This is a genomic window from Acinetobacter towneri DSM 14962 = CIP 107472, from assembly GCF_000368785.1.
Taxonomy (GTDB): domain Bacteria; phylum Pseudomonadota; class Gammaproteobacteria; order Pseudomonadales; family Moraxellaceae; genus Acinetobacter; species Acinetobacter towneri.
The window spans coordinates 101,287-124,868 of the sequence record NZ_KB849690.1; the positions used below are offsets into that span (position 1 = coordinate 101,287).

General features: G+C 42.1%; 18 protein-coding genes. 15 read left to right on the forward strand and 3 right to left on the reverse strand.

What is annotated here, in order from left to right:
- Window positions 1-31: 31 nt before the first annotated feature.
- The 5 genes from F947_RS07745 to recJ all read left to right on the forward strand — a co-directional run bounded on the left by F947_RS07745 (window position 32) and on the right by recJ (window position 6,053).
- Window positions 32-397 carry a YkgJ family cysteine cluster protein gene (locus tag F947_RS07745; protein WP_004974255.1) on the forward strand — a complete coding sequence of 122 codons (366 nt, stop codon included), beginning with the start codon at window positions 32-34 and terminating at the stop codon, window positions 395-397.
- A 328-nt stretch (window positions 398-725) separates the two neighbouring features.
- A complete protein-coding gene (gene guaB / locus F947_RS07750; protein WP_004974257.1) occupies window positions 726-2,192 on the forward strand; it encodes an IMP dehydrogenase in 1,467 nt (488 codons plus the stop codon).
- Window positions 2,193-2,334: 142 nt separating this feature from the next.
- On the forward strand, window positions 2,335-3,666 hold the full coding sequence (glmM, locus tag F947_RS07755; RefSeq protein ID WP_004974259.1) for a phosphoglucosamine mutase: 1,332 nt from the start codon (window positions 2,335-2,337) through the stop codon (window positions 3,664-3,666).
- A 13-nt stretch (window positions 3,667-3,679) separates the two neighbouring features.
- Window positions 3,680-4,336: a pyridoxamine 5'-phosphate oxidase gene (gene pdxH, locus F947_RS07760; RefSeq protein ID WP_004974260.1), complete on the forward strand. Its 657-nt coding sequence runs from the start codon at window positions 3,680-3,682 to the stop codon at window positions 4,334-4,336.
- A 13-nt stretch (window positions 4,337-4,349) separates the two neighbouring features.
- On the forward strand, window positions 4,350-6,053 hold the full coding sequence (gene recJ / locus F947_RS07765; protein ID WP_004974261.1) for a single-stranded-DNA-specific exonuclease RecJ: 1,704 nt from the start codon (window positions 4,350-4,352) through the stop codon (window positions 6,051-6,053).
- Between the two features lie 58 nt (window positions 6,054-6,111).
- Here the strand turns inward: recJ and F947_RS07770 are convergent, their stop codons facing one another.
- Together F947_RS07770 and F947_RS07775 are read right to left on the reverse strand one after the other, a co-directional pair.
- Window positions 6,112-6,861: a putative porin gene (locus tag F947_RS07770; RefSeq protein WP_004974262.1), complete on the reverse strand. Its 750-nt coding sequence runs from the start codon at window positions 6,859-6,861 to the stop codon at window positions 6,112-6,114.
- Window positions 6,862-7,035: 174 nt separating this feature from the next.
- On the reverse strand, window positions 7,036-7,812 hold the full coding sequence (locus tag F947_RS07775; RefSeq protein WP_004974263.1) for a putative porin: 777 nt from the start codon (window positions 7,810-7,812) through the stop codon (window positions 7,036-7,038).
- 572 nt (window positions 7,813-8,384) lie between these two features.
- On the opposite strand from F947_RS07775, the gene prfB reads away from it, so the two are divergent.
- The 5 genes from prfB to F947_RS07800 all read left to right on the forward strand — a co-directional run bounded on the left by prfB (window position 8,385) and on the right by F947_RS07800 (window position 13,118).
- Window positions 8,385-9,480, forward strand: a protein-coding gene (gene prfB, locus F947_RS07780; RefSeq protein WP_096901669.1) for a peptide chain release factor 2 whose coding sequence is annotated in 2 segments (ribosomal slippage) — window positions 8,385-8,456 and window positions 8,458-9,480 — 1,095 coding nt in all. Because the reading frame shifts where the segments join, the coding sequence is not laid out codon by codon here.
- 157 nt (window positions 9,481-9,637) lie between these two features.
- The gene (locus F947_RS07785) at window positions 9,638-9,937 is read left to right on the forward strand and encodes an ArsR/SmtB family transcription factor (protein WP_019837093.1); all 300 of its coding nucleotides are present in this window, start codon (window positions 9,638-9,640) and stop codon (window positions 9,935-9,937) included.
- Window positions 9,938-9,957: 20 nt separating this feature from the next.
- On the forward strand, window positions 9,958-11,037 hold the full coding sequence (locus F947_RS07790) for an alkene reductase (protein WP_004974267.1): 1,080 nt from the start codon (window positions 9,958-9,960) through the stop codon (window positions 11,035-11,037).
- Between the two features lie 84 nt (window positions 11,038-11,121).
- Window positions 11,122-12,402, forward strand: coding sequence for a 3-deoxy-D-manno-octulosonic acid transferase (locus F947_RS07795; protein ID WP_004974270.1), 1,281 nt, complete (start codon window positions 11,122-11,124; stop codon window positions 12,400-12,402).
- A gap of 2 nt (window positions 12,403-12,404) precedes the next feature.
- Window positions 12,405-13,118 carry a 16S rRNA (uracil(1498)-N(3))-methyltransferase gene (locus tag F947_RS07800; protein WP_004974271.1) on the forward strand — a complete coding sequence of 238 codons (714 nt, stop codon included), beginning with the start codon at window positions 12,405-12,407 and terminating at the stop codon, window positions 13,116-13,118.
- On the opposite strand, the gene F947_RS07805 is transcribed toward F947_RS07800, so the two are convergent.
- Window positions 13,092-14,078 carry a mechanosensitive ion channel family protein gene (locus F947_RS07805; RefSeq protein WP_004974276.1) on the reverse strand — a complete coding sequence of 329 codons (987 nt, stop codon included), beginning with the start codon at window positions 14,076-14,078 and terminating at the stop codon, window positions 13,092-13,094. The two genes, F947_RS07800 and F947_RS07805, sit on opposite strands and share 27 nt — an antisense overlap.
- A gap of 469 nt (window positions 14,079-14,547) precedes the next feature.
- On the opposite strand from F947_RS07805, the gene acs reads away from it, so the two are divergent.
- The 5 genes from acs (at window position 14,548) to F947_RS07830 (ending at window position 23,542) form a co-directional block, all read left to right on the forward strand.
- On the forward strand, window positions 14,548-16,491 hold the full coding sequence (gene acs / locus F947_RS07810) for an acetate--CoA ligase (RefSeq protein ID WP_004974281.1): 1,944 nt from the start codon (window positions 14,548-14,550) through the stop codon (window positions 16,489-16,491).
- Window positions 16,492-16,683: 192 nt separating this feature from the next.
- Window positions 16,684-18,144, forward strand: coding sequence for a DUF3375 domain-containing protein (locus F947_RS07815; RefSeq protein ID WP_004974283.1), 1,461 nt, complete (start codon window positions 16,684-16,686; stop codon window positions 18,142-18,144).
- Window positions 18,145-18,154: 10 nt separating this feature from the next.
- Window positions 18,155-18,988, forward strand: a complete 834-nt coding sequence (locus F947_RS07820; protein WP_004974284.1) for a DUF4194 domain-containing protein — start codon at window positions 18,155-18,157, stop codon at window positions 18,986-18,988.
- Window positions 18,976-22,353, forward strand: coding sequence for an ATP-binding protein (locus F947_RS07825; RefSeq protein ID WP_004974287.1), 3,378 nt, complete (start codon window positions 18,976-18,978; stop codon window positions 22,351-22,353). Before F947_RS07820 ends, F947_RS07825 begins: the two co-directional genes overlap by 13 nt.
- Window positions 22,346-23,542 carry a Wadjet anti-phage system protein JetD domain-containing protein gene (locus tag F947_RS07830; RefSeq protein WP_004974289.1) on the forward strand — a complete coding sequence of 399 codons (1,197 nt, stop codon included), beginning with the start codon at window positions 22,346-22,348 and terminating at the stop codon, window positions 23,540-23,542. The genes F947_RS07825 and F947_RS07830 overlap by 8 nt, the downstream gene beginning before the upstream one ends.
- The last annotated feature ends 40 nt before the right edge of the window (window positions 23,543-23,582 follow it).

A 23,582-nucleotide genomic window follows, 5' to 3' on the forward strand; every position in this document is an offset into this window, starting at 1 on the left:
AACGATTTTTTTGATGACGAGAACTTAACGAATGTTGTCTCAAGTACCTACAGCAGATGCCTGCTTAAGCTGCGGCGCGTGTTGCGCTTATTTCCGTGTTTCATTTTATTGGGCTGAAGGCATGAATATGCCTGAGCACTACACGGAACCAGTAACAGCAGTCTATTCATGCATGTGTGGTACCAATCAGAGTCAGCCGCGTTGTGTCGCTTTAGAAGGTGAAGTTGGACAGCAAGTGAGCTGCGGGATTTATGAATTACGCAGCAGCTCTTGTAAAGAAGTGCAAATTGCCGATGATCAATGCAATAAAGCACGTCGTGCGCATAACATGATTCCATTTGTGCAAGTCGATCCAGCCATTTCTGTGAATGATGATGACTTCGATCAAGTGGTTTAATGGTGCTTTAAGTTGTTGATCGCAATCCAGATTGAAAAAGCAAAGCTGCGGCTTTGCTTTTTTTTACGGCTAATTTTGGATAAATAGCCAATCATGGTTCACATTGAAGCGGCTTTATCTGCCTGAAAAATGAAACATCGCAAGTTTTAAACCTGCACGGCTAAAAAGCAAACTAAGGATGAAAACTTCAATTTTTAGATGAAAATTACCGATTTTTTCATGTCGCATCCCCCAGAAGGGCAGAATAAAAAATATTTCTTAGAGAACAAATGAAATTTGTGCCCAGATTTGTTTATAATGGCTCACGGAAATTACCAGTGAGACTGTTATGCTGACCATCGTTCAAGAAGCGTTAACCTTCGATGATGTCTTATTACTCCCTGCCTATTCTACTGTTCTCCCAAAAGATGTCTCCTTAAAGACACGTTTTACGCGCGGCATTGACCTGAATATTCCTTTGGTTTCAGCAGCAATGGATACGGTGACTGAATCTCGTATGGCAATTGCGATGGCGCAAAACGGTGGTATTGGTATTTTGCATAAAAACATGGACATCGTTGCGCAAGCAGCCGAAGTGCGCCGTGTGAAAAAATTTGAAGCGGGTATGGTGAAAGACCCGATTACCGTAACGCCAGAAACTACAGTACGTGAATTGATTGCGCTGACTCAAGCCAATAATATTAGCGGTGTACCTGTAGTAAAAGATGGCAAAGTTGTCGGTATTGTGACAGGACGTGATACACGTTTTGAAACCAACCTTGAACAACCTGTCAGCAATATCATGACAGGTCAAGATCGTTTAGTGACAGTACGCGAAGACGAATCTAAAGAAAACATTCAAGCTTTATTGCAACAGCATCGTATTGAAAAAGTCTTGGTGGTGAATGACCAGCAGGAATTAAAAGGCTTAATTACGGTCACTGATTTCCGTAAAGCAGAATTGTATCCAAACAGCTGTAAAGATGACTTAGGTCGTTTACGCGTGGGTGCTGCAGTGGGTACAGGCGCAGAAACACCAAGCCGTGTAGAAGCATTGGTTGAAGCAGGTGTCGATGCGATTGTGGTTGATACTGCACACGGTCACTCTGCAGGCGTAATTGAGCGTGTACGTTGGGTAAAAGCTAACTATCCACAAGTTCAAGTAATTGGCGGTAACATTGCAACTGGCGATGCTGCTTTGGCATTGTTAGATGCAGGCGCAGACGCAGTGAAAGTGGGGATTGGCCCAGGTTCAATCTGTACCACACGTATTGTGGCAGGTATTGGTATGCCGCAAATCTCTGCAATTGACGCTGTTGCCAATGCATTGAAAGAACAGATTCCATTAATTGCCGATGGTGGTATTCGCTTCTCTGGTGATATGGCCAAAGCGATTGGTGCAGGTGCAAGTACCATTATGGTGGGTTCATTGCTTGCTGGTACTGAAGAAGCACCGGGCGAAGTTGAATTCTTCCAAGGTCGTTACTACAAAGCATACCGTGGTATGGGTTCATTGGGTGCAATGGCGGGTGCAACAGGTTCTGCAGACCGTTATTTCCAAGACTCGAAAGCAGGTGCAGAAAAACTTGTACCAGAAGGTATTGAAGGTCGTGTACCGTACAAAGGCCCAATGGGCAACATCGTGCATCAGATGATGGGTGGTTTACGTTCATCTATGGGTTATACAGGTTCTTCAACCATTGAAGATCTACGCCAAAATGCTAAATTCGTGAAGATTACTGCAGCAGGTATGCAGGAATCTCACGTGCATGATGTGACGATTACTAAAGAAGCGCCGAACTATCGCGTTGGTTAATATGAACTATCGCGTTGGTTGATATTTAGTAGCATTTTCAAATAAAAGCCGTCATCAATGTGACGGCTTTTTCATTTTTGGTGTAAAGTAACTCGCAGTAAAAAAGTGATGATAAAGATCACCCCTAAGAAGTGAGAACAATATGAGTTATTTTGGTACAGACGGCATTCGAGGGAAGTTTGGAGAGTTACCAATTACACCTGATTTTGCATTAAAACTAGGTTTTGCAGCAGGTAAAGTTTTAAAAAAACACACCAAAAAAAATAAACCTATTGTGGTATTGGGTAAAGATACACGTCTTTCAGGCTATATTTTAGAAGCAGCATTACAGGCGGGTTTAAATGCCGCAGGTGTCTATGTGCATTTGCTCGGTCCTTTGCCTACGCCCGCCATTGCACACTTAACCCGTGCTTTGCATGCCAGTTTAGGTATTGTGATTTCAGCATCGCATAATCCATATTTTGATAACGGGATTAAATTCTTCTCGGGCGAAGGGAAAAAGCTGCCAGATGCCTTGCAAGAAGAAATTAACCAAGAATTGCAGCAAGAATTAAAAATTGAAGATACGGCCAACTTGGGTAAAAGTGTTCGTGTCAAAGATGCCAATGGGCGTTACATCGAGTTTTGTAAATCGACCTTTCCATATCATTTAGATTTAAATGACCTCACTATTGTGGTCGATTGCGCCAATGGTGCTGCCTACAATGTTGGCCCTGCGGTATTTCGTGAATTAGGCGCGAAAGTGATTGCCATTCACAATGAGCCAAATGGTTTAAACATCAACGAAAATTGCGGCTCAACCCATCCTGAAAGTTTGCAAAAAGCAGTGCTTGAGCATCAGGCGGACTTGGGGGTTGCATTTGATGGTGATGCAGACCGTGTGATTTTGGTGGACAGTCAAGGCAAGCAAATTGATGGCGACCACATTTTATATATTCTTGCTACACAAGGCTCGAAAAAACCTGCAGGTATTGTCGGGACGTTAATGAGCAATATGGCATTGGAATTGGCGTTGGAAAAAGCCCAAGTACCATTATTGCGTGCCAATGTCGGTGACCGTTACGTGCTACAAGGTCTGGAAAAAAATGGCTGGGTTATTGGTGGTGAGCCATCGGGGCATATTTTGACTTTGGACAAGAGCACCACAGGTGATGCAATTATTGCTGCCTTACAAGTGTTAACGGTGATGGTCGAACAAAATAAAGCCCTGCATGAATTGGTGGCAGATTTTAAACTGTTGCCAAATGTGCTGGAAAATGTGCGTTTAGCAAATATGTTTGACCCATATACTGTTCCTGCCTTGGTGGAAGAGTTTGACCGTGCCACGGAACAGCTGAAAGGTCGTGGACGTTTATTGATTCGTAAATCGGGCACTGAACCTGTGATTCGTGTCATGGTGGAAGGTGATGATTTGGCTGAAGTGAAGGCAATGGCGAAAGATTTAGCAGATGCTGTACGTCGTCATGCCGTCTAAAGGGGGGTAAATCGTGAGTGATTTAATTAAAGATTTAAGTGAGCTGCGTTTAAGTTACCAAAAAGGTGAATTGCTAGAAGCACAGGTCAGTGCCAATCCGCATATTCAGTTTTTGAATTGGTTTAACCATGCCTTAGAAGCCAAGCTGCATGAACCGTATGCGATGTCATTGGCGACTGCCAATGCGCAAGGTCGTCCGCATGTGCGTACTGTGTTGCTGCGTGGAGCCACCGAAGCAGGCTATGACTTTTATACCAATTATGACAGTCAAAAAGGGTTGGATTTAGCGGCCAATCCTTATGCTGAATTGTTATTTTACTGGCCTGAACTGGAACGTCAGATTCGTGTCAGCGGTTATATCGAAAAAATTGATGAGCAAGAATCGACAGCGTATTATCACAAACGCCCACGTGACAACCAAATCGCTGCGCATATTAGCACTCCGCAAAGTGGTGTGATTGCCAGCCGTGAAGAACTACAGGCGCGTTTCCAAGACTTGCATGCCCAAGTGGGCGATCAATCTGAATTGCAAAAACCTATATTTTGGGGCGGTTACCGCTTGCAGCCTGATTATTACGAATTTTGGCAAGGCCGTCCGAACCGTTTGCATGACCGCTTAGCTTATGAAAAAATTGAAGGTGAGTGGAAACTACAACGCTTGATGCCTTAAATCACTGGAAATTATGTCAAAAATTCTAATAAAGCAAAGACCTTTACTTACACGCCCTGAAAACTTTCAGGGCGTCTCTACATTTGTTGCCCAAATTTTAGCGCGCCGTGGCGTTGCGTCTGAGCAGGAGCTGGAACTTAAACTGAAGCACTTGCTTGCTCCAAGCATGAAAGGTCTACCTGACGCCATTCAGCTGATGGATCAGGCGATTGATCAGCAGAAAAAAATTGTAATTGTGGGCGATTACGATGCCGATGGCGCGACCAGTACCACACTCATGATTTTGGCATTGCGCGAAATGGGCGCACACGTGCAGTATTTAGTACCTGACCGTTTTAAATATGGTTATGGCTTAACCCCCGCCATTGCCGATTTGGCTTTTGAGCGTTATGCACCTGATTTATTAATTACGGTAGATAACGGAATTTCCAGTCATGCAGGTGTGGAGCGTGCGCAAGCTTTGGGGATGCAGGTCATCATCACCGATCACCACCTCACTACAAAAGCCACTCCAAATGCAGAGGCTGTGGTGAATCCGAATCAATTGGGTTGTGATTTCCCAAGTAAAGCTTTGGCAGGTGTGGGCGTGGCATTTTATGTGTTGGCGAACTTATCCAGTCAGCGTAAAAAACAGGGCAAATCTGCTGCAAATTTAACGCAATATTTAGATTTGGTGGCCTTGGGCACCTATGCCGATGTCGCTAGTCTGGATTATAACAACCGTATTTTGGTGGATGCAGGCTTAAAACGGATACAGCAGAATTTATGTCGTCCTGGGATTAGCGCATTGCTGGATTTGGCAGGACGTGAACCCGCACAGCTTAAAGCGCAGGATTTGGGTTTTGTCTTGGGGCCACGCATTAATGCTGCAGGGCGCATGGAAACCATGGACATTGGAATCGAGTGTTTACTGTCGGCGGATATGCAAAGTGCCTATGCTTTGGCGCGTCAGTTAAATAGTTTGAATCAGGAACGCCGTCAGGTTGAAGGGCAAATTAAACAAGATGCGCTGGCAGAGTTGGAAAAGCTGCAGTTAGATCAAAGCGATTTACCGCATGCCTTGATCATGTTTGAAGAACATTGGCACCAAGGTGTAATTGGAATTGTTGCAGGACGCTTAAAGGAACAGTTTCATCGCCCTGCGATTGTATTTGCTGCCGATGAAGATGGTGAGCATATTAAAGGCTCTGCCCGTTCAATTGAAGGGGTTCACATACGTGACACCATTGAATTGGTCGCAGAGCAATATCCATATTTGGTCAGTCATTTTGGTGGGCATGCGGCTGCGGCAGGTTTGACCATTAAAAAGGCGCACTTTGCAGAATTTAAACAGGTCTTTGAACAGATCATTGCGCAAATGGATGCGGATTTATTTCATGCTGTGCTATGGACAGATGGTGAATTGCCGCAAGAAGCTTTTGATTTACACACGGTAGATTTATTACAGCATTTGGCGCCGTGGGGACAAAAGTTTCCGCAGCCTGTGTTTGAGGGACGGTTTAAAGTGGTTGATTTTAGATGGTTGAAGGACAGTCATTTAAAATTGCGTTTGGCATTGGACAATGGGCAAGTGGTTGATGCGATTGCGTTTGGTGCTAAAGATAAATTTGAATTTAACCCGATGCGGGATGATGTGCGTTTGGTTTATGAGTTAGAGCGCAATGTGTTTAATGGCAATGTGAGTTTGCAGTTGCAGATTGTGCATTTGGAGCAGTAATCCAAATAAAAAAATCCGCTCAAATTTGAGCGGATTTTTTTGCTTTTAATGTAAGGGATTAGAAGCGATAAGCAGCACGAAGACCGAAGACATTTGCATTTTCTTCAAAGTCAATAGAGCCTTCTAGGCTGACTTGTTGATTGAAGAATTTTTTAGCACGAATTTGGAAGGTATCATCTTCACCGTCATCGGTATAACCGAGGCCAATGCTAAATGTTTTGTCGAGATATAGATCAGTACCTAGGGTGAAAATTTCATCATCAGCAAAAATAACGCCACCTTCAAAGTTCATGTCGTATGCACCGACTTGAGTAACATATTTAGCGCGTAATGTTGCATCAGAATCATCAGTATTATCGTTATCAAAACCAGCAATACCCGCTGCAATGAGTAAACCTGAAACTGGAAGGTAACCTAACTCAGCTGTATAACTTGTAGTGTCAAAATCCTCAGAACCATCTTTTTCAATTGTTGATTGACCAATGCTAGCACTTACATAGAAGTCTGTATTTGGAACAAAATATTCAACACCGATACCAAAAGTTGTGCTTTCGGCTACATCAAAATCCATATAACTAATAGCGGCACTAACGTTGCTCGCACGATTTAAAAACGCAGCTTCATTTAATGGTGAGTTCTTCACTTGAACTGGATTAAAGTAAAAAGTTCCATCAAGCGCAAAACCTGTAGACGTATCTGCGTGATCAGGATCAATGACGAAAAGTGATCCACCAATTTCAGCTTGATACGCATGAGCAGTACTTAAACCAGCTAGAAGAGCAGTTGCAAGCGCAAGTTTTTTAAACATTATTGAGATTCCCTCTGTTATAGAAATATGACTGTTTTGTTACAGTTGTTGCTGATTGTACGGAAAATACTCAGCACGTCAATGCACTATTTCTACCTAACTGCTTTATTTTAGGGCATAAAAAAGCACCCTTCCGAAGAAGGGTGCTATTTGAGTAAGGAATTAGACTTAAGCTTAGAAGCGATATTTCGCAGCGACACCAAAGCGGTTGTAGTCAGCATTACCCACTTCACCAAAGCCTACACGACCTTCCAAACTGACTTGTGGTGTAAAGAATTTACGTGCACTCACACCAAACTCATCATTATCGTTGATATCGTTGCTGTAATAATCGACACCTACACTTAGCGTTTTATCAATGAAGTAATCCGCAGCAAGATTGTATTCATCGAGATCACCAAAAGCAGCACCTGCTTCAAGGTTGATGTCTTTACCATTCGAAAGTGTAGTTACGTATTTAGCACGTAAAGTCGGGTCTACACCATCATCACGGTCATTATCCCAACCTTTAAGACCTGCTGCGATTAACAAGCCTGGTGCTGGTAAATAACCAACTTCTGCACCATAGGTGGTTAAATCATTGTTTAGGTCATCATTGTCTTTCAAGTCATGACCGCTCACATTACCACTTAAGTAAAAGTCTGAATTCGGTACAAAGTACTCTGCACCTACGCCGTAAGTATGCGCTTCATTGTCGCCAACTTCGTCATATTGGTATTTGGCATTTACGTTGCTAGCACGATCAAGGAACGCTGCTTCTGCCAAAGGTGCATTACGGGTTTGTACAGGGTTAAAGTAATAAGTACCATCTACACCGAATGAACCGCTTGAACTGCCGTTGTCTGGATCAATCAGTCCTGCTGATGCACCAATTTCAGCTTGGTATGCGTTCGCAGTACCAGTGATAGCCAAAGCTGAAAGTAGGGCTGATGCGATTGCTAATTTTTTCATGGAAAGTACCCCTCTGAAATCTGGTTAACAGTTAAACTTTTTGTTACAACTTTTAGTCTAGGCGAAAAAAAATCAGCGTCAATCACAGGAAAGTTGCCGCTTTGTTACAAGCGTAAATTTGTGTAATATTTTGAGTTTAAGTGATTGAAATAAAAATGAAATAATTAAATGTTTTGTTTTATTAAAACTATGTGTATTTTGTGAATTTTACTAAAGTTGATCATTAAATCATCAAACTTGTTTCATCTTTGTTTTATTTTGGCGGGTTGAAGCAATTACCATACACCACTTTTTAAGCATGTTTTCAGCTGAATGTGTCAGGCAAAAAATCAGGGCGATAGATCGGCCATTAAGATAAATATCCGTGTTAATCGTGCATGCTATTTTAGGTTGGATATCATCAGGCTTTCACTTTAAAAGTTTAAAGCGATCTTTATTTTTAACCACATTTAGCATTCAACTTATAAAAGCTGAAAAGTTATGCTGGAATTTACAGCAGGATAGAAATGCCAGAACAGGTCTGTGCTACAATTATCAGTTAATAAGCTTCATTGTTAATTGAGAGAATTTACGTGGAAATTAATCCTTATCTAAACCAATTAAAAGACTTGAACGAACGTAGTCAAACACTACGGGGGTATCTTTGACTACGATCTGAAAAAAGAGCGTTTAGAAGAGGTTCTCCGCGAGTTAGAAGATCCTGCAATCTGGAATGATCAAAGTCGTGCGCAAGCTATGGCCAAAGAAAAGGGCGAGCTTGAAAACGTGATTCATGTCCTAGAAGGTTTGGCGACCCAGTTAGAAGATGCCCAAGCCATGCTAGACTTAGCCGTTGAAGCCGATGATGAAGATTTATTGGTGGATGTACAGTCTGAATTGACTTCTGCAGAAGAAGAACTGGCGAAATTAGAATTCCGTCGTATGTTCAGTAATCCAATGGATCCAAACCCATGCTATGTTGAAATTCAGGCAGGTTCGGGTGGTACAGAAGCGCAAGACTGGGCATCGATGCTGTTGCGTATGTATATGCGCTGGATTGAACGTCACGGCTTTAAAGCAGAATTGATGGAAGAATCGGATGGTGATGTGGCAGGGATTAAATCTGCGACCATTCGCGTAGAAGGCGAATATGCCTATGGTTGGTTGCGCACTGAATCGGGTGTGCATCGTTTAGTGCGTAAATCGCCATTTGACTCAGGTAACCGTCGTCATACGTCATTTTCTGCAGTGTTTGTTTCACCAGAAGTGGATGACAATATTGAAATTGATATTAACCCTGCCGATGTTCGTACCGATACGTATCGTGCATCGGGTGCGGGTGGTCAGCACATTAATAAAACCGACTCTGCGGTACGTTTAACCCACGCACCTACAGGTATTGTGGTTGCTTGTCAGAACCAACGTTCGCAACACGCCAACCGTGACCATGCGTGGAAACAGTTACGTGCCAAGTTGTATGAACTGGAAATGAGTAAACGTAATGAGGCGGCTCAAGCACTGGAAGACTCGAAGTCTGATATTGGTTGGGGAAGCCAAATTCGCTCTTATGTATTGGATGATTCACGTATTAAAGACTTGCGTACAGGCGTGGAAACTTCAAATACAGGTGCGGTTTTAGATGGTGATTTAGACAAGTTTATTGAAGCCAGTTTAAAGCAGGGTCTATAAGTTACGGTCTGTAAGATCCTAATGAGCCTGCCCAATTCAGTGAAGTTGCTTAAAAAATTATATAAATCGTAAAAAAACGATATTAATATCGAAAAAATACGATATATTAAAAGCAGCTGCTGAATTGGGCTTATACTTACGAATATGTGTCTGAATGATGGATGTCGATTTAATCTTTAAAGCCTTAGCCAATCCTACCCGTCGGCAAATTTTAGAATGGTTAAAAGCACCAGAACAATTTTTGTCGGTAGATGAGTGTGGCGACTTTAAGCGTGGCGTATGTGCAGGACACATTGAGCGTTTGGGCAACGTGTCGCAATCGACCATGTCAAATCATTTATCGGTACTGCAACAGGCAGGTCTTATTCGTGCAGAAAAATATGGACAATGGTCGTATTTTTCTCGTAATGAAGCACTCATTCAGCAATATGTCGAATATTTAAAACACTCACTTTAACTGTGAGATTAGAGGCAAAAATGGCTGAATTAGACTCTCCTTTAGTTTTGGGTGATCTGCATCTAAAAAACCGTGTGGTGATGGCACCTTTAACCCGTAGCCGCGCCAGCGATGACCGTGTTCCAACGCCAATGATGGCAGAATATTATGCACAGCGTGCCAGTGCAGGTTTGATTCTTTCAGAAGCAACGGTAATTTCTGAAGAAGCCAATGGTTATTTAAATACCCCAGGATTGTTTACCGATGCTCAAGTGCAGGGTTGGAAACTCGTTACCGATGCCGTGCATGCCAAAGGTGGTTTGATTGTGGCGCAACTGTGGCATGTAGGTCGTGTTTCACATCCAGATTTACTCAATGGTGCAACACCAGTATCGGCAAGTGCGGTACAACAAGCAGGTTATGTCAGTTTGTTGCGTCCTAAACGTGAATATGTGTTGCCACGTGCCTTAGAAATTGCAGAAATCCACACCATTACCGAGCAATATAAACAAGCCGCCATCCGTGCCAAAGAAGCAGGATTTGATGGGGTAGAGTTGCATGCAGCCAATGGTTATTTGATTGATCAATTCCTGCAAAGCAAAACCAACCAACGTGACGATGAATACGGTGGTTCGGTTGAAAATCGTGCGCGTTTCTTGTTAGAAGTGATGGACGCCTTAATTGAAGTCTGGGGCGCAGGTCGAGTCGGTGTGCATTTAGCACCACGTGGCGATGAGCACGACATGGGAGATGATGATCCACGTGAAACCTTTGGCTATGTCATGCAGCAATTGGGGCAGCGTAAAATCGCCTTTTTCTTTACCCGCGAATATTTAGCCGAAGACAGCATTTCCCAAGAAATGAAAGTACGTTCAGGCGGTGTGCCATATATCGCGAACATGCGTTTAAGTCGTGCTGATGCCGTGGAATTATTGGCTTCGGGCAAGGCCGATGCGGTGTCATTTGGTAAGGCGTATATTGCCAATCCAGACTTGTATGAGCGTTTATTGGCAGATGTACCTTTAAACGAACTCAAGCTGGAAAACATGATTGGTACAGCCGTTGCAGAAGGCTATATCGATTATCCAACTTTGGCGGAAACACAACACACTGTAGAATAAAAGCTAGTATAGCGCCACATGCAATTAACATGCGCGTGTGGCTCTGTTATATTTTGCCGATAATCTTTCTTTGGGGCGCATCTTTTGGCTACTCCATTTTGGTATAACGCAGCCTTGGCGCTGTTAAAACCGATTTATCAGTCACGTATTCGTAAACGTGCCGAACATCCTGAGCAATTACAACAAGAACTGCTTGAGCGTTTTGGCCCATTTCAGCCCGCTAAAAATTTACATGCCATTTGGTTTCATGTGGTGTCGGTGGGAGAAACCAATGCCGCGCAACCTCTAATTGAACATTATTTAAAAGCGGGGCATCCTGTTTTAGTCACCAATACCACCAAAACAGGGCAGGCACGCGCCAAATCATTATTTTTAAAAGCACCGTATTTAGATTTATTTCAAGCTGTGTATTTACCTGCCGATCAGGTACATTTAATTCGTGAGTTTTATCAGAAATATCAGCCTAAATTATTGGCACTGGTCGAAACAGAATTGTGGCCTAATTTGATTGATCAGGCGCAGCATTTTCAAGTCCCGTGTTTGTTGATTAATGCGCGGCTTTCGGAAAAATCGGCCAAAGGCTATGCCAAAGTTAAAGGATTGACTCGTGGCATGTTGCAAAATTTGCAGCAACTTTTGGCGCAAGACTCTGCCACACAGCAGCGTTTTATCGCATTGGGGATGCCTGCCGAGCGTACAAACGTGGTGGGTAATATTAAATTTGATATTACTGCGCCAGAAGATTTTGTAGAGCAAGCCGCGCAGTTGCAACAGACATGGCAATTGGCACATCGCAAAATTATCACCCTTGCCAGTACCCATGCGCCTGAAGAACAGCAATTATTGACTGCTTTGAAACCTTATTTCGCACAGCATCCTGAACTGTTATGTATTGTTGTGCCGCGCCATCCAGAGCGTTTTGATGAAGTGGCTGTGCAGGTGAAAAAACTGCAACTCAATATGCAGCGCCGTAGTTTGGCTGAAGCGATTCAACCCGAAACACAAGTGTATTTAGCCGATAGCATGGGTGAAATGTGGTTGTGGTACGCCTTAAGTCAGGCCTGTTATGTCGGTGGTTCGCTGAATGAACCTGGCGGTGGGCATAATATTTTAGAGCCTTTGGCCTTAAATGTCGCCACGGTATTGGGCAAAAATTATTTTAACTTTCAAAGTATTGTGGATGAGTTTGTTGCAGCAGAAGCCGTGTATGTGGTCGAAAATGCTGAACAAGCTGTAAATACGTTAACGCAATTGTTGTTTGAACCTGCGTTGCGTGCTCAGCTGAATCAAAATGCTCAAGTGATTATGTATAAAAATCGTGGCTCTTTGACTGAGCATATTCACGTGATGAATCAGTATCTTTAAATATGAATATCGTTTTGCTTGACCCTCGGCAGACCACAAATGAAGTGTGGTCTATTAGCGCCCAGCGCCAAGTGCAGCATTTACACACGCATGTCGGTGTACAAGTCGGTGACAGCTTAAAAGTCGGGATTCGCGGTGGCAAGCGTTATTTGACCGAAGTGGTGGACGTTAGTGAGCAGCGGATTCAAGTCAAAGCCCTGTATGAAGAAGCTGTACCGAAAAAACTGCCTGTGACCCTGATTGTGGCTTTACCACGCCCTAAAGTATTACGTCGTTTAATTATGGATAGCGTGACGCTAGGTGTGGAAAAAATTATTTTGCTGCACAGTTATCGGGTCGATAAAAGCTATTGGCAAACACCATTTTTGCAACAACTCGATCAATATGTAACTTTGGGTTTGGAACAAGCAGGCGATACCATTGCACCTGAGATTCAGCTTTATAAACGCTTTAAACCTTTTGTGGAAGATGTCTTACCCAGTTTGATTTCTGCCGATTGTCCTGCTTATGTGGCGCATCCTTATACTGATCAAGCTATGCCACATGCCATTCAACATCCATGCAGTATTGTGATTGGTCCAGAAGGTGGATTTATTCCCTACGAAATTGATTTGCTCGAAAAAAACGGCTGCCAAGCGCGGCACTTGGGCAACCGTATTATTCGTACTGAAACTGTGATTGCTTATGTTTTAGGGCGTTTGTTTAGTGCGGGCTGAATCATCTTCATTGACTGCTGCATCACCACGATAAACTTTCACTTCCTGCACAGGATAAGGAATCGAAATGTGATGTTCGGCAAAAGCGGCAATTACCCGTTCTTGCACTTCACTGATGGATGCTGAAGTGGTGGTTTCCGTCGTATTTACCCACCAACGCACATTTAAATTAATCGAAAAATCGGCCAAGGCAGTGACATTGACGCTAAATGCAGGTTGGCTCAAGATTTTTATGTCACGGTCTAAAATGGCCAAAATAATATCTTTGGCTTTTTGTACGTCATCTTCATATCCAATACCGACCACAAACTCGCAACGACGACGGGTATAAGCCGTATTGACCGTCACGGCACTGGTATACACTGTCGCATTTGGAATCACGATGCGACGTCCATCGGGAGAGCGCAGGAAGGTGGCACGAATCTGAATATCTTCTACCGTACCTTCCATATTATTTACGATAATGTCATCACCAATTTTAAATGGCTCACCAATCAAAATCAGCACGCCCGATAATAAATTCTGGAAAATATCTTTAAAAGCAAAACCAATTGCAACAGAGCCTAGACCCAAAGCACTCATCAGTTGGCTTGGGGTAAAACCCGGAATTGCAATCACCATCGCAATCAGAAAACCAAAGAAAATAATTGCGGAACTACCGACCCGATTCAGCACCAAAACCAGATTTTGTCGGGTATAGGAACGATTGTTTAGGGTCTTGCGGACAAACCATTTAAACACACGGGCAAGCAGCCAAAACAGAATCAGCACCACGGCTGCAATCATTAAATACGGCACACGCTCCCAAAATCCTTCCATAATTTTGTCGATGGTGGAGTAGGCGTCATTGTACTTGGCCGTATGATTGATCACGGTTTGCGTGGTTTTTTCAGTGGCTTCCTGCAACAGCTGGCTGGTGTTTTCAGAAACTTCACTGAGTGAGGGTTTGGATTCTGCCACGATAATTCCGAATTCAAAATGAAGTGACTATTTTGCCTGAAAAACTCAATTTGGTTAATGCAGCGATACTTACTTGCGAGTATTTTAGACAACTTGGATAGATGTGATGAGCACACTATTTTGTAGCACTTAAACTGCTGGTTGTATGTGGTTTTATCTGTAAGACAGGGTCGCAGGTATGAAGGATTAGCTGCGTAAAAAAATGTTAATACTCGCGATTATTGGACGATATTTTCTTTAAAAATAATGCAATGCGCAGTACAGTGGAATGTAAACCTGAAAAGTATGAATGCAAGGACATGGCATTCGATCAACGATTTGGCATGCTCTTGTTTGTATAAAATTTATGCGACTAAAGCCGAATGGTGAGCCATAAAAAAGAAAGTTCATACTGTAAATATGCAGAAATAATAATCAATAACGTGGCATACATCTCGTGAGAGATGCAAGAACATCAAGGAAGTAGCAGATGAAAGACGTATATCCTGTTCCAGATGAATTTAAAAAGACTGCCCGCACCACTGAGGCAGAATATTTTCAACGCTATCAACAATCTATAGATGACCCTGATACTTATTGGGCAGAGCAAGCCCAACGCTTAGATTGGATTAAACCTTTTACTCAAGTCAAAAATACCAACTTTGACCCCGAGCATTTTAAAATTGAATGGTTTGCCGATGGGCAACTGAATGTCAGTGCCAATTGCTTAGACCGTCATTTAAAAGAACATCCGCATAAACCTGCAATTATTTGGGAAGGAGATCATCCTTCTCGGCATAAAGTGGTTTCTTTTGCTTCTTTGCATGATGAAACCTGTCGTTTTGCCAACGTGCTGAAAAAGAACGGGGTGCAAAAAGGTGATCGGGTGGTGCTGTACATGCCAATGGTTTCCGAAGCTGCGATTGCCATGCTAGCCTGCGCGCGGATTGGTGCAGTGCATTGTGTGGTTTTTGGTGGTTTTTCTCCCGATGCTTTGGCTAGCCGAATTGAAGATTGTCAGGCCAAGTTAATTGTCACTGCCGACTCGGCCATGCGTGGTGGTAAGCCAATTTATTTAAAAGCTAATGTCGATGCTGCCCTAAAAGTAGCAGGTACTGACTGTGTGCAAAATGTGATTGTGGTGCATCGTACAGGCAATCCGATTGAGATGTTGCCTGAACGCGACGTGTGGTATCACATGGAAATTATGTCGGTGAATGATATCTGCCCACCCGAGCCAATGAATGCAGAAGATCCACTATTTATTTTATATACCTCAGGTTCTACTGGAAAACCCAAAGGCGTTTTGCATACCACAGGCGGTTATTTGACCTATGTGAACAGTACGTTTAGGGAGGTTTTTGACCTGAAACAGGATGATGTGTTTTGGTGTACCGCTGATGTAGGCTGGATTACAGGGCATTCCTATGTTTTGTATGGTCCCTTATCGAATGGTACATCCACTGTGATGTTTGAAGGAGTACCGAACTATCCGAGTTGGGGGCGCACAGGGCATATTGTTGATAAACACAACATCACCATTTTATACACTGCGCCAACTGCCATTCGCGCCATGATGCGAGAGGGAGATCATTTCGTACGTGAAAGTGACCGTAGTAGTTTGCGTTTACTCGGTTCAGTCGGTGAGCCGATTAATCCTGAAGCATGGAACTGGTATTACAACGTAGTAGGCGAAGGACGTTGCCCAATTGTAGATACATGGTGGCAAACCGAAACAGGGGGCATATTAATTTCAGCATTGCCAGGTGCAACGCCACTGAAACCCGGTTCGGCAACACGCCCTTTATTTGGGGTACAACCTGCAATTGTTGATGCCGAAGGTCATGAACTGGAAGGAGCGACCGAAGGTAATTTAATTATGAAAGATTCATGGCCAGGGCAGATGCGTGGTATTTGGGGTGATCCTGCACGTTTTATTGAAGCGTATTTTTCGACCTATCCGGGTGCGTATTTTACAGGAGATGGTGCACGCCGTGATGAAGATGGCTATTACTGGATTACGGGGCGTGTGGATGATGTCCTGAATATTTCAGGGCACCGTTTAGGGACTGCAGAAATTGAAAGTGCCTTGGTGGCGCATGAAGCTGTAGCTGAAGCGGCCGTGGTGGGCATGCCTCATGAAATTAAAGGACAGGGGATTTGTACCTTTGTAACCTTACAAGTTGGTACACCCGAGTCAGAGGAATTGCGTGAGGAATTAGTCAACTGGGTACGCAAAATTTTGGGGCCTGTGGCAACGCCTGATGCGCTGCATTGGGCACCTGCTTTACCTAAAACCCGCTCAGGTAAAATCATGCGCCGTATTTTGCGGAAAATTGCAGCGAATGAATTGGATAGTTTAGGAGATACTTCGACTTTGGCTGAGCCGCAAGTGGTGGAGCATTTGATTGCAACGGTGTATGGGGAGAGGTAGGTTAAGGTTGCTGTCACTGTACACAAAGAAGTTAGATAAGGTTTGTTTTTTATTTTTTTCGATGAAGTAAGGTGATTGTTTATATCATCTTACTTTATGCGACAACTCGTGTCGTCTTGCTTGGTAATTTGCTTGGGTGATTAAAAAATAACTGTAGAATAAATAACCATCATACAGATGATGTGGAATGGCATGAATATTCTAGGGTTACAGGCCAAGTATCGGCGTTTATATCATGAAAACTCAATTTGGAAATTATTAAGAGCAGATAACGCACCACATATTTTAGCGTTCATTGTTGACTTATTTGCAGAACAAAATGAAGTCCCTTATGGCCGTGCAAGAAATGTCTTGGATGAGTTGATTAAATCTAGTCGTGAGCAGGGTATTTGGCAGACAGAAAATAATGCAGCGCATTATTTAAATCATTGGATTCATTCAGGCTGGCTCAGAGAAATAGATGGCAAGCTGAGTAAAACGGATATTAGCGAAACCGTATTACGTTTTTGTCAGGGCTTGGATGAGCGAGCAACCCATACCACAGCATCACATTTAAGAATTGTGCAGGATGCGGTTCGTGATTTTGTGGTCGCATTGAGTGAAAATATTGAAGAACGAGTGGAGTTGCTCGAACAAAAAAAATTAGTGATTCAAAATGAAATAGATGCTTTGTTGGCGGGTGTTGTTACACAATTAGAAGAATCAGAACAAAAAGAAAGAATACGAGAAATTTATCAACTTGCTTCCATTCTTACAGGCGATTTTAGACGGGTCGAAGATGAGATTCGTCTACGAGATAAAGAGTTGCGTCTAGATATGATTAGTGGTGCTTATTCACGTGGAGAAGTATTGCTGAGCTTAATGGAAAAAGAGCAGTTGCTTGCCCAAAGTGATGCAGGCAGTGCTTTTGATGGGTTTTGTCAATTACTTCAGGATCAAGATCGTTCTACTGAGTTTAGAGAGCAGTTACGCAGTATTTTGAATCATCCTATTGCACAACAATTAAGCGAATCTCAACGTAAATATTTAGGTCAGTTAATGCGTGAGTTAGGACGCGAAAGTAGCCGAGTTTTCCAAGTCCGACGTCGTACAGAAGAAGGTTTGAGAGCTTATATTGAAAGTGGTGCAGCATTGGACAACCGTTTGATTGATCAGTTGTTGTCGGAATTAGAAAAAAATGCAGTGGCATTGTTGGAATCGGAGTGTGATTTAAAAACAGAAGTACAAGTGGATTTAGCCGTGGGTTCCATCCAGCTGAATTCGCCTGAAAGTCTTGCTTTAAAAAGTCCCACAGAACATATGGATACACGTGAGGTCGAAGAGCAACAAAACAAGACTGAACCTAGTGATCAGATGCTGAAGTACTTAGACAATGTACGGGTTCGTGCTGTTGCTGAAAAAGTATATCAAACGCTCGCACAGAAAGGGGTGATGAGTATTGCCCACTTAACACATGAACATCCTTTACAAGCGGGGCTTGAAGAACTTGTTGCTTATTTGCGTATAGCAAAAGCCATTAAAGCACCACAAATGCAGCATACCGAGCAAGTTGAACTTAAGGATCGTTCAGGTGTGCATTTGCAGGCCAGTATTCCAGTGTATTACTTGAGTGCAGATTTATTTCCCAAAAATATAGATGAGCTGGCACTTTAAGGAGATCGAGATGCAATCAGAAAATAAGATACAACAGCATGACAACTTCTTTGAAATGGTACGCAGACCATCTTCAAATTCAGAGAAAAATATAGAAATCCAAGCTAATCAGCCTGTAGAAGATTCGTTTGCTACAACTGGGGCAGAGGAACAACATGCAGATAATCAAACAGAGATGGAGCATGCTCAGGATCGTGATACAGATGCGCTTATGCCACATGCAGCCCGACGCGTATTGGTCTATCTCATGCGTCAAGGGGTTATTCTTGCAGCAGAAAACTTAAAACTTTTTGATTTATTGTGCCGATATGAAGCGGAAATTCGTAGACATTTGGCAGAGGTTTATATCCAGTTGGTTTTGGATGCCAAGCAAGGGGTGGCTTATATCATCAATCTCAAAAGTATTGAGGATGAACAGGAAGATGAGAACCAGCCTTTGGATGATTTTCCTGTACTGATACGAAAACGAACTTTGACTGTATATGACACCTTAATTTTACTTATTTTGCGGAAGTATTATCAGGAGCGGGAAACTGCGGGTGAGCAAAAAATTATTATTGATGTTGAGCGAATCCAGAGCAGTTTAATTCCATTTATTCCTTTAACGAATCATGACAGCAAAGATCGTAAAAAGCTAAATGCAGCATTAGAAAAATTTATTGAGAAAAAAGTATTAACGGGACTGCGTGGTGAAGAAGGGCGTTATGAAATTACGCCAATTATCCGCTATGTCGTGAATGCCGAGTTTTTACAAAGTTTATTATCTGAATATCAACAATTAGCAGCAAAGGCCAAGTTGCAGCAATCCGAACAAGAATATGGAGAATCATCATGCAAGAAATGACCCTCTCAACTTTATTTGCACAAGGCCAAATTCGCTTGTCAGAAATTTCAGTATTTAACTGGGGCTCCTTCCATAACTTGCATACCGCACGTATTGATCCTGAAGGGACACTTATTACGGGAGATAATGGTGCAGGTAAATCTACCTTTATTGATGGTTTAATGGCATTGTTACAACCTGCAAGTAAAGCTAGTTTTAACGTAGCAGCTGCGCAGGGCGATCGCTCAGACCGTACATTACTCTCTTATATGCGTGGTAGTTTTGGTTCAGAACATGATGGGGCTGGAACGCGAGTAAAAAATAAGCGTGAAAAAGCAGTGACAACAGCATTAAGAGCGCTATATACCGCTGATGACGGTTCGATGATTACTTTAATTGGATTGTTTTGGGTTGGACAAGGTCAACATTCGCTGAGTGAAGTGAATCGTTTATATATGATTGCAAGTCGTAATGTGCAACTGACTGAAGTGTTAGAAAAATTTGCAGACGGTAATACTCGCCAGCTAAAACAACATTTTAATCCTAAAACAGATGCACGCGTGCATTATTTTGATAGCAAATTTGAAGACTATCAGGAGATGTATCGTAAATATTTATTTATGGATAATAAAAATGCACCTGCGTTGTTATCACGTGCTTTAGGCTTAAAGAAAATTGATGATTTGACTAAATTAATTCGCGAGTTGGTTTTAGAACCAAGCCAGGTTCGTGCTTTGGCACAGACTGCAGTAAATGAGTTTGCTGACTTAGAGGCAAACTATAAGCATTTGGTAGATGCGCGTGAACAAGTCCTACATTTACAGAAATTACCTGAGTTAGCTGTTCAAATAACAGCGTTAACTCTGCAACTGAATAATCTACAGCTCGAAAAACAAGCTTTTCCTGCATATTTAGGTGAATTGTATGTTCAGTTTTGGACTGAAAAAATACATCAGCTGGAGCAAGAGATACAGCGATTACATACGCAGTTTAAGCAATTAGAACAACAAGAACATGATGCGGAAAAACGACAAGAGCGCTGCCATGAAGACTATTTACAAGTCGGCGGTAATCGGATTGAAAACTTACAAAAAGAGCTAGAACTGATACAGCGTCAGTTAAAGCAATTAACCATAGAGGCATCGCGCTATCAGGAAGATGCTCAGCAATTACAATTGCAAGATGATTTAACCGAGCAAAATTTAATTGATAACCAAAAAATAGCCCATGAGCAGCTTCTAAATATTGGGCAAGAGAAAACCCAACGACAAGATGAGTTTGCTCAAGTCAGTAGCAAATACGCACAAACGCAACAGCAACTGAAAGAAACTCAAAGCGATATTCAGGAAATAGAAACCAGACCTAATAGTAATATTCATGATGTACATTTATTGCGTTTAAGAGATGAGCTTAGACAGCACTTAGATTTTGATGAACATGAATTAATGTTTATTGGTGAGCTCATTGATGTAAAAGAGGCTGAAAAAATCTGGCAAGGCGCAATTGAACGAGCATTAGGTGGTTTAAAAACAACGTTATTGGTGCCGAAAGATCGTTATTCGATGGTCACTCAATGGGTGAATGCGCGTCATAATAAAACCCATGTGCGTTTACAGGTGATCCATCTTGATGCTACAGAAAGTGTGTATTTTAAAGAAAATGGTTTTCTGCGGAAATTGGTTTGGCGAGAGCATCCATATCGTGATTGGTTAAAACAACATCTGCTTCGCTTTGATCTGCAATGTGTGGCAGATACAACAATCATGAATACAACGCCTTTTTCTATGACACAACAGGGCTTAATTCATCGTGAGCAAGGTCGTTTTGAGAAAAAAGATCAACAGCGGATTGATGATCGAAAAATTTGGTGTTTGGGATTTTCCAATACTTCACGTTTAAATTTATTAAAGCATGAAGCGAAACAACTTGAGGTACAGTTGGAACAGTATGCCTTGAGTGTTGCACAATCGCGTAAGGTGTTAGATCAGGTAACACAGCATAAGAGTTTGTGGGAGCGAATGTTACGTTACCAATGGGATATGATAAATATTCCTTATTGGACAGAGCGCCAGCAACAGACCAGCAATGACTTGCAACATTTACAGCGGGCAGATACCAATATTGAACAAGCTCGACAACGTTGGGAGCTTGCAAAAGAGGAATTAAAACAACTACAGGAACAGAAAGGACAGTTACAACACACTTGGGGGAAACTCAAACAGAAATTCAGTGATGCAGAAAAACAACAACAACAAGCGCAAAAGGCAGCAAACCAAGGTGTTCCAGAACAAGCCAGAGAACTGTTGCTACAGCGTATAGGAGAAACACCTCGGTTGGAGGATGCTTATCTTACTGCTGTGGAAAAAGAGCTAGAGCGTTTAATTGAACATACCAGCAACCAAAATACCTCAGCAAAAAATAGCGCAACGTACATTATTGGTCAGTTTCGTGGCAAGGATAAATGGTCACATATTGCATTACAACGTGAATGGGCAGTTGGTTTGGCCGCATTGGATGATTGCGTTGCCTATTTTCATGAACTAGAAAAGGAAGGTTTGCCTGCCTTAGTTGAACAGTTTGAACAGCGTCTGCAAAAACATACCATGCAGTCTTTAAGTGTGATTCAGAATCGCCTTGAGGCAGATAGAGAAGAAATTACTGACCGTATTGCCATAATTAATCAGGTTTTACGGCGTACAGAATTTAAGTCTGGCAGCTATCTAAGACTAGGATACAAAAAGGAAAAGTATCCACACGTCATAGATTTTGAGCAAAAACTAAAATGGGTCATATCTAGTATTAATAGTATTGAATATGAACAACGTTTTAAAAAGTTAGCTGAATTAATTTCTATTTTAGAAAAAGCGAGTAACTCGGTTACAGCGCATACTTTTGAAAGCCAGCGTTTACTTGATCCTCGTCATCAAATGTCTTTCTATGCAGAAGAAGTCGATTTGGCCACAGAAGAAATACGAGATGTTTTGGAGTCATCGAGTGGTAAATCTGGCGGAGAAAAAGAATCTTTTGCTGGAACCATTGTGGCAGCGAGTTTGGCTTATGTATTAACACCAGACGGCTATGATTATCCAATCTACAGTACAGTGTTTTTAGATGAAGCTTTTTCAAACACAGCTGAAGCGGTTAGTCGTCGAGTACTCAAAGTATTTAAGGCGTTGAAAATTCATGTTAATTTAATCACACCTTATAAAAACTTAAATTTAGCGCGTGAGTCAGCACGTTCTTTATTAATTGCCGAGCGAGATATTGAGAAACATGAAAGTCATTTATGTGAAATTACTTGGCAGGAAATTGATGAAAAAATGGCGCAAAAACAACAGCAACTGCATAGAGAGGCACAACAGTTTGGGGTGCAGTTAGATGCCTAAAATTGAGAAGTGGGGATTACTTCCAAATACCGTTTTGGGTATTTTGCATAAAAAAGAATGGGAAAATCGTCGAAATTTAAAGCAGCGGTTGTTAAATCAACGTCCTTTTCCAATCGAAATTTCACTGAAAGTGCCCACAGACCAACAAGCTAGAGATAATTTGGGTCATTTTCATGCTTTTTTTAAAGCGTGGACAGATTTTGCTTATCCTGAACTGGTTGAATGGCAAGAACGGCAGTATCGACAACTTTCAGAACAACGTGTTCCAGTAAAGTTACGAATTTTTTCTTTACAGCAGCTTACTGAGCTTTTAGGAACAGAGCAACAACTTGAAAACTGGTTGGATAAAATATCCAGCTTTTTGAAGCAGTCTTTTGTGCATGATCGTCATCAGCACCGTTTATTTCAAACTTTAATTCATCATTTAGAGCAGATAGAACGCTATAGCCAACAAGAATGGCAATGGTTGATTCAGCTGATTGAACAGCTGAAACCGAATATGGGGGCAGGGCTTTATTTAAGGGCCTTGCCATTAAGCGCTGTAAACACGAAGTTTCTTGAGCAGAACTTATTGCTGACGGAGGCAATTTGCAATGTACTTTATGATGATGAGATCGTACTGGCTGGAGGGTTGTTGGCATGGCTAGATTGCTTAGATAGCCCCAAAGGTTGGTTGACGATCAAACCCGTCTGCCCAAATGTGCAGGAAAAATTGGGAGGACTCCCCGTTTTTCAATTGTCTACAGAGGTGCTAGATCAATTTGAGTTACCTGCGGAACGAATAATTGTAGTTGAAAATATTCAGTCAGGTTTAGCGTGCCCTTACTTGGAAAATAGTATTGTGGTTTGTGGTGGGGGTAAAAATATTACATGGATGAAGGCCAAGTGGTTACAGTATAAACAGGTTTTTTATTGGGGAGATATCGACTCTGAAGGTTTAAATATTTTAAGTATGGTTCGGCAAAAAATTCCACACGTGATTGCTTTAATGATGGATGAAGCCACAGTGTTACAGTTCCAAAATCATATGGTGGATGAACCAGACTCTATTTTTAGTGAGCCACAATATCTCACTGCTGACGAGTTAAAATTATTTCATGATTTGCGTGCACAGACATTTAAAAATAGGCGTTTAGAGCAAGAGCGCATTTCGGTTGATTGGGTGCATCGTTATTTAGAGTTACTTTGAAAATTAATTTGATTGATAATAAGGGGTGTAATGTTTAAAC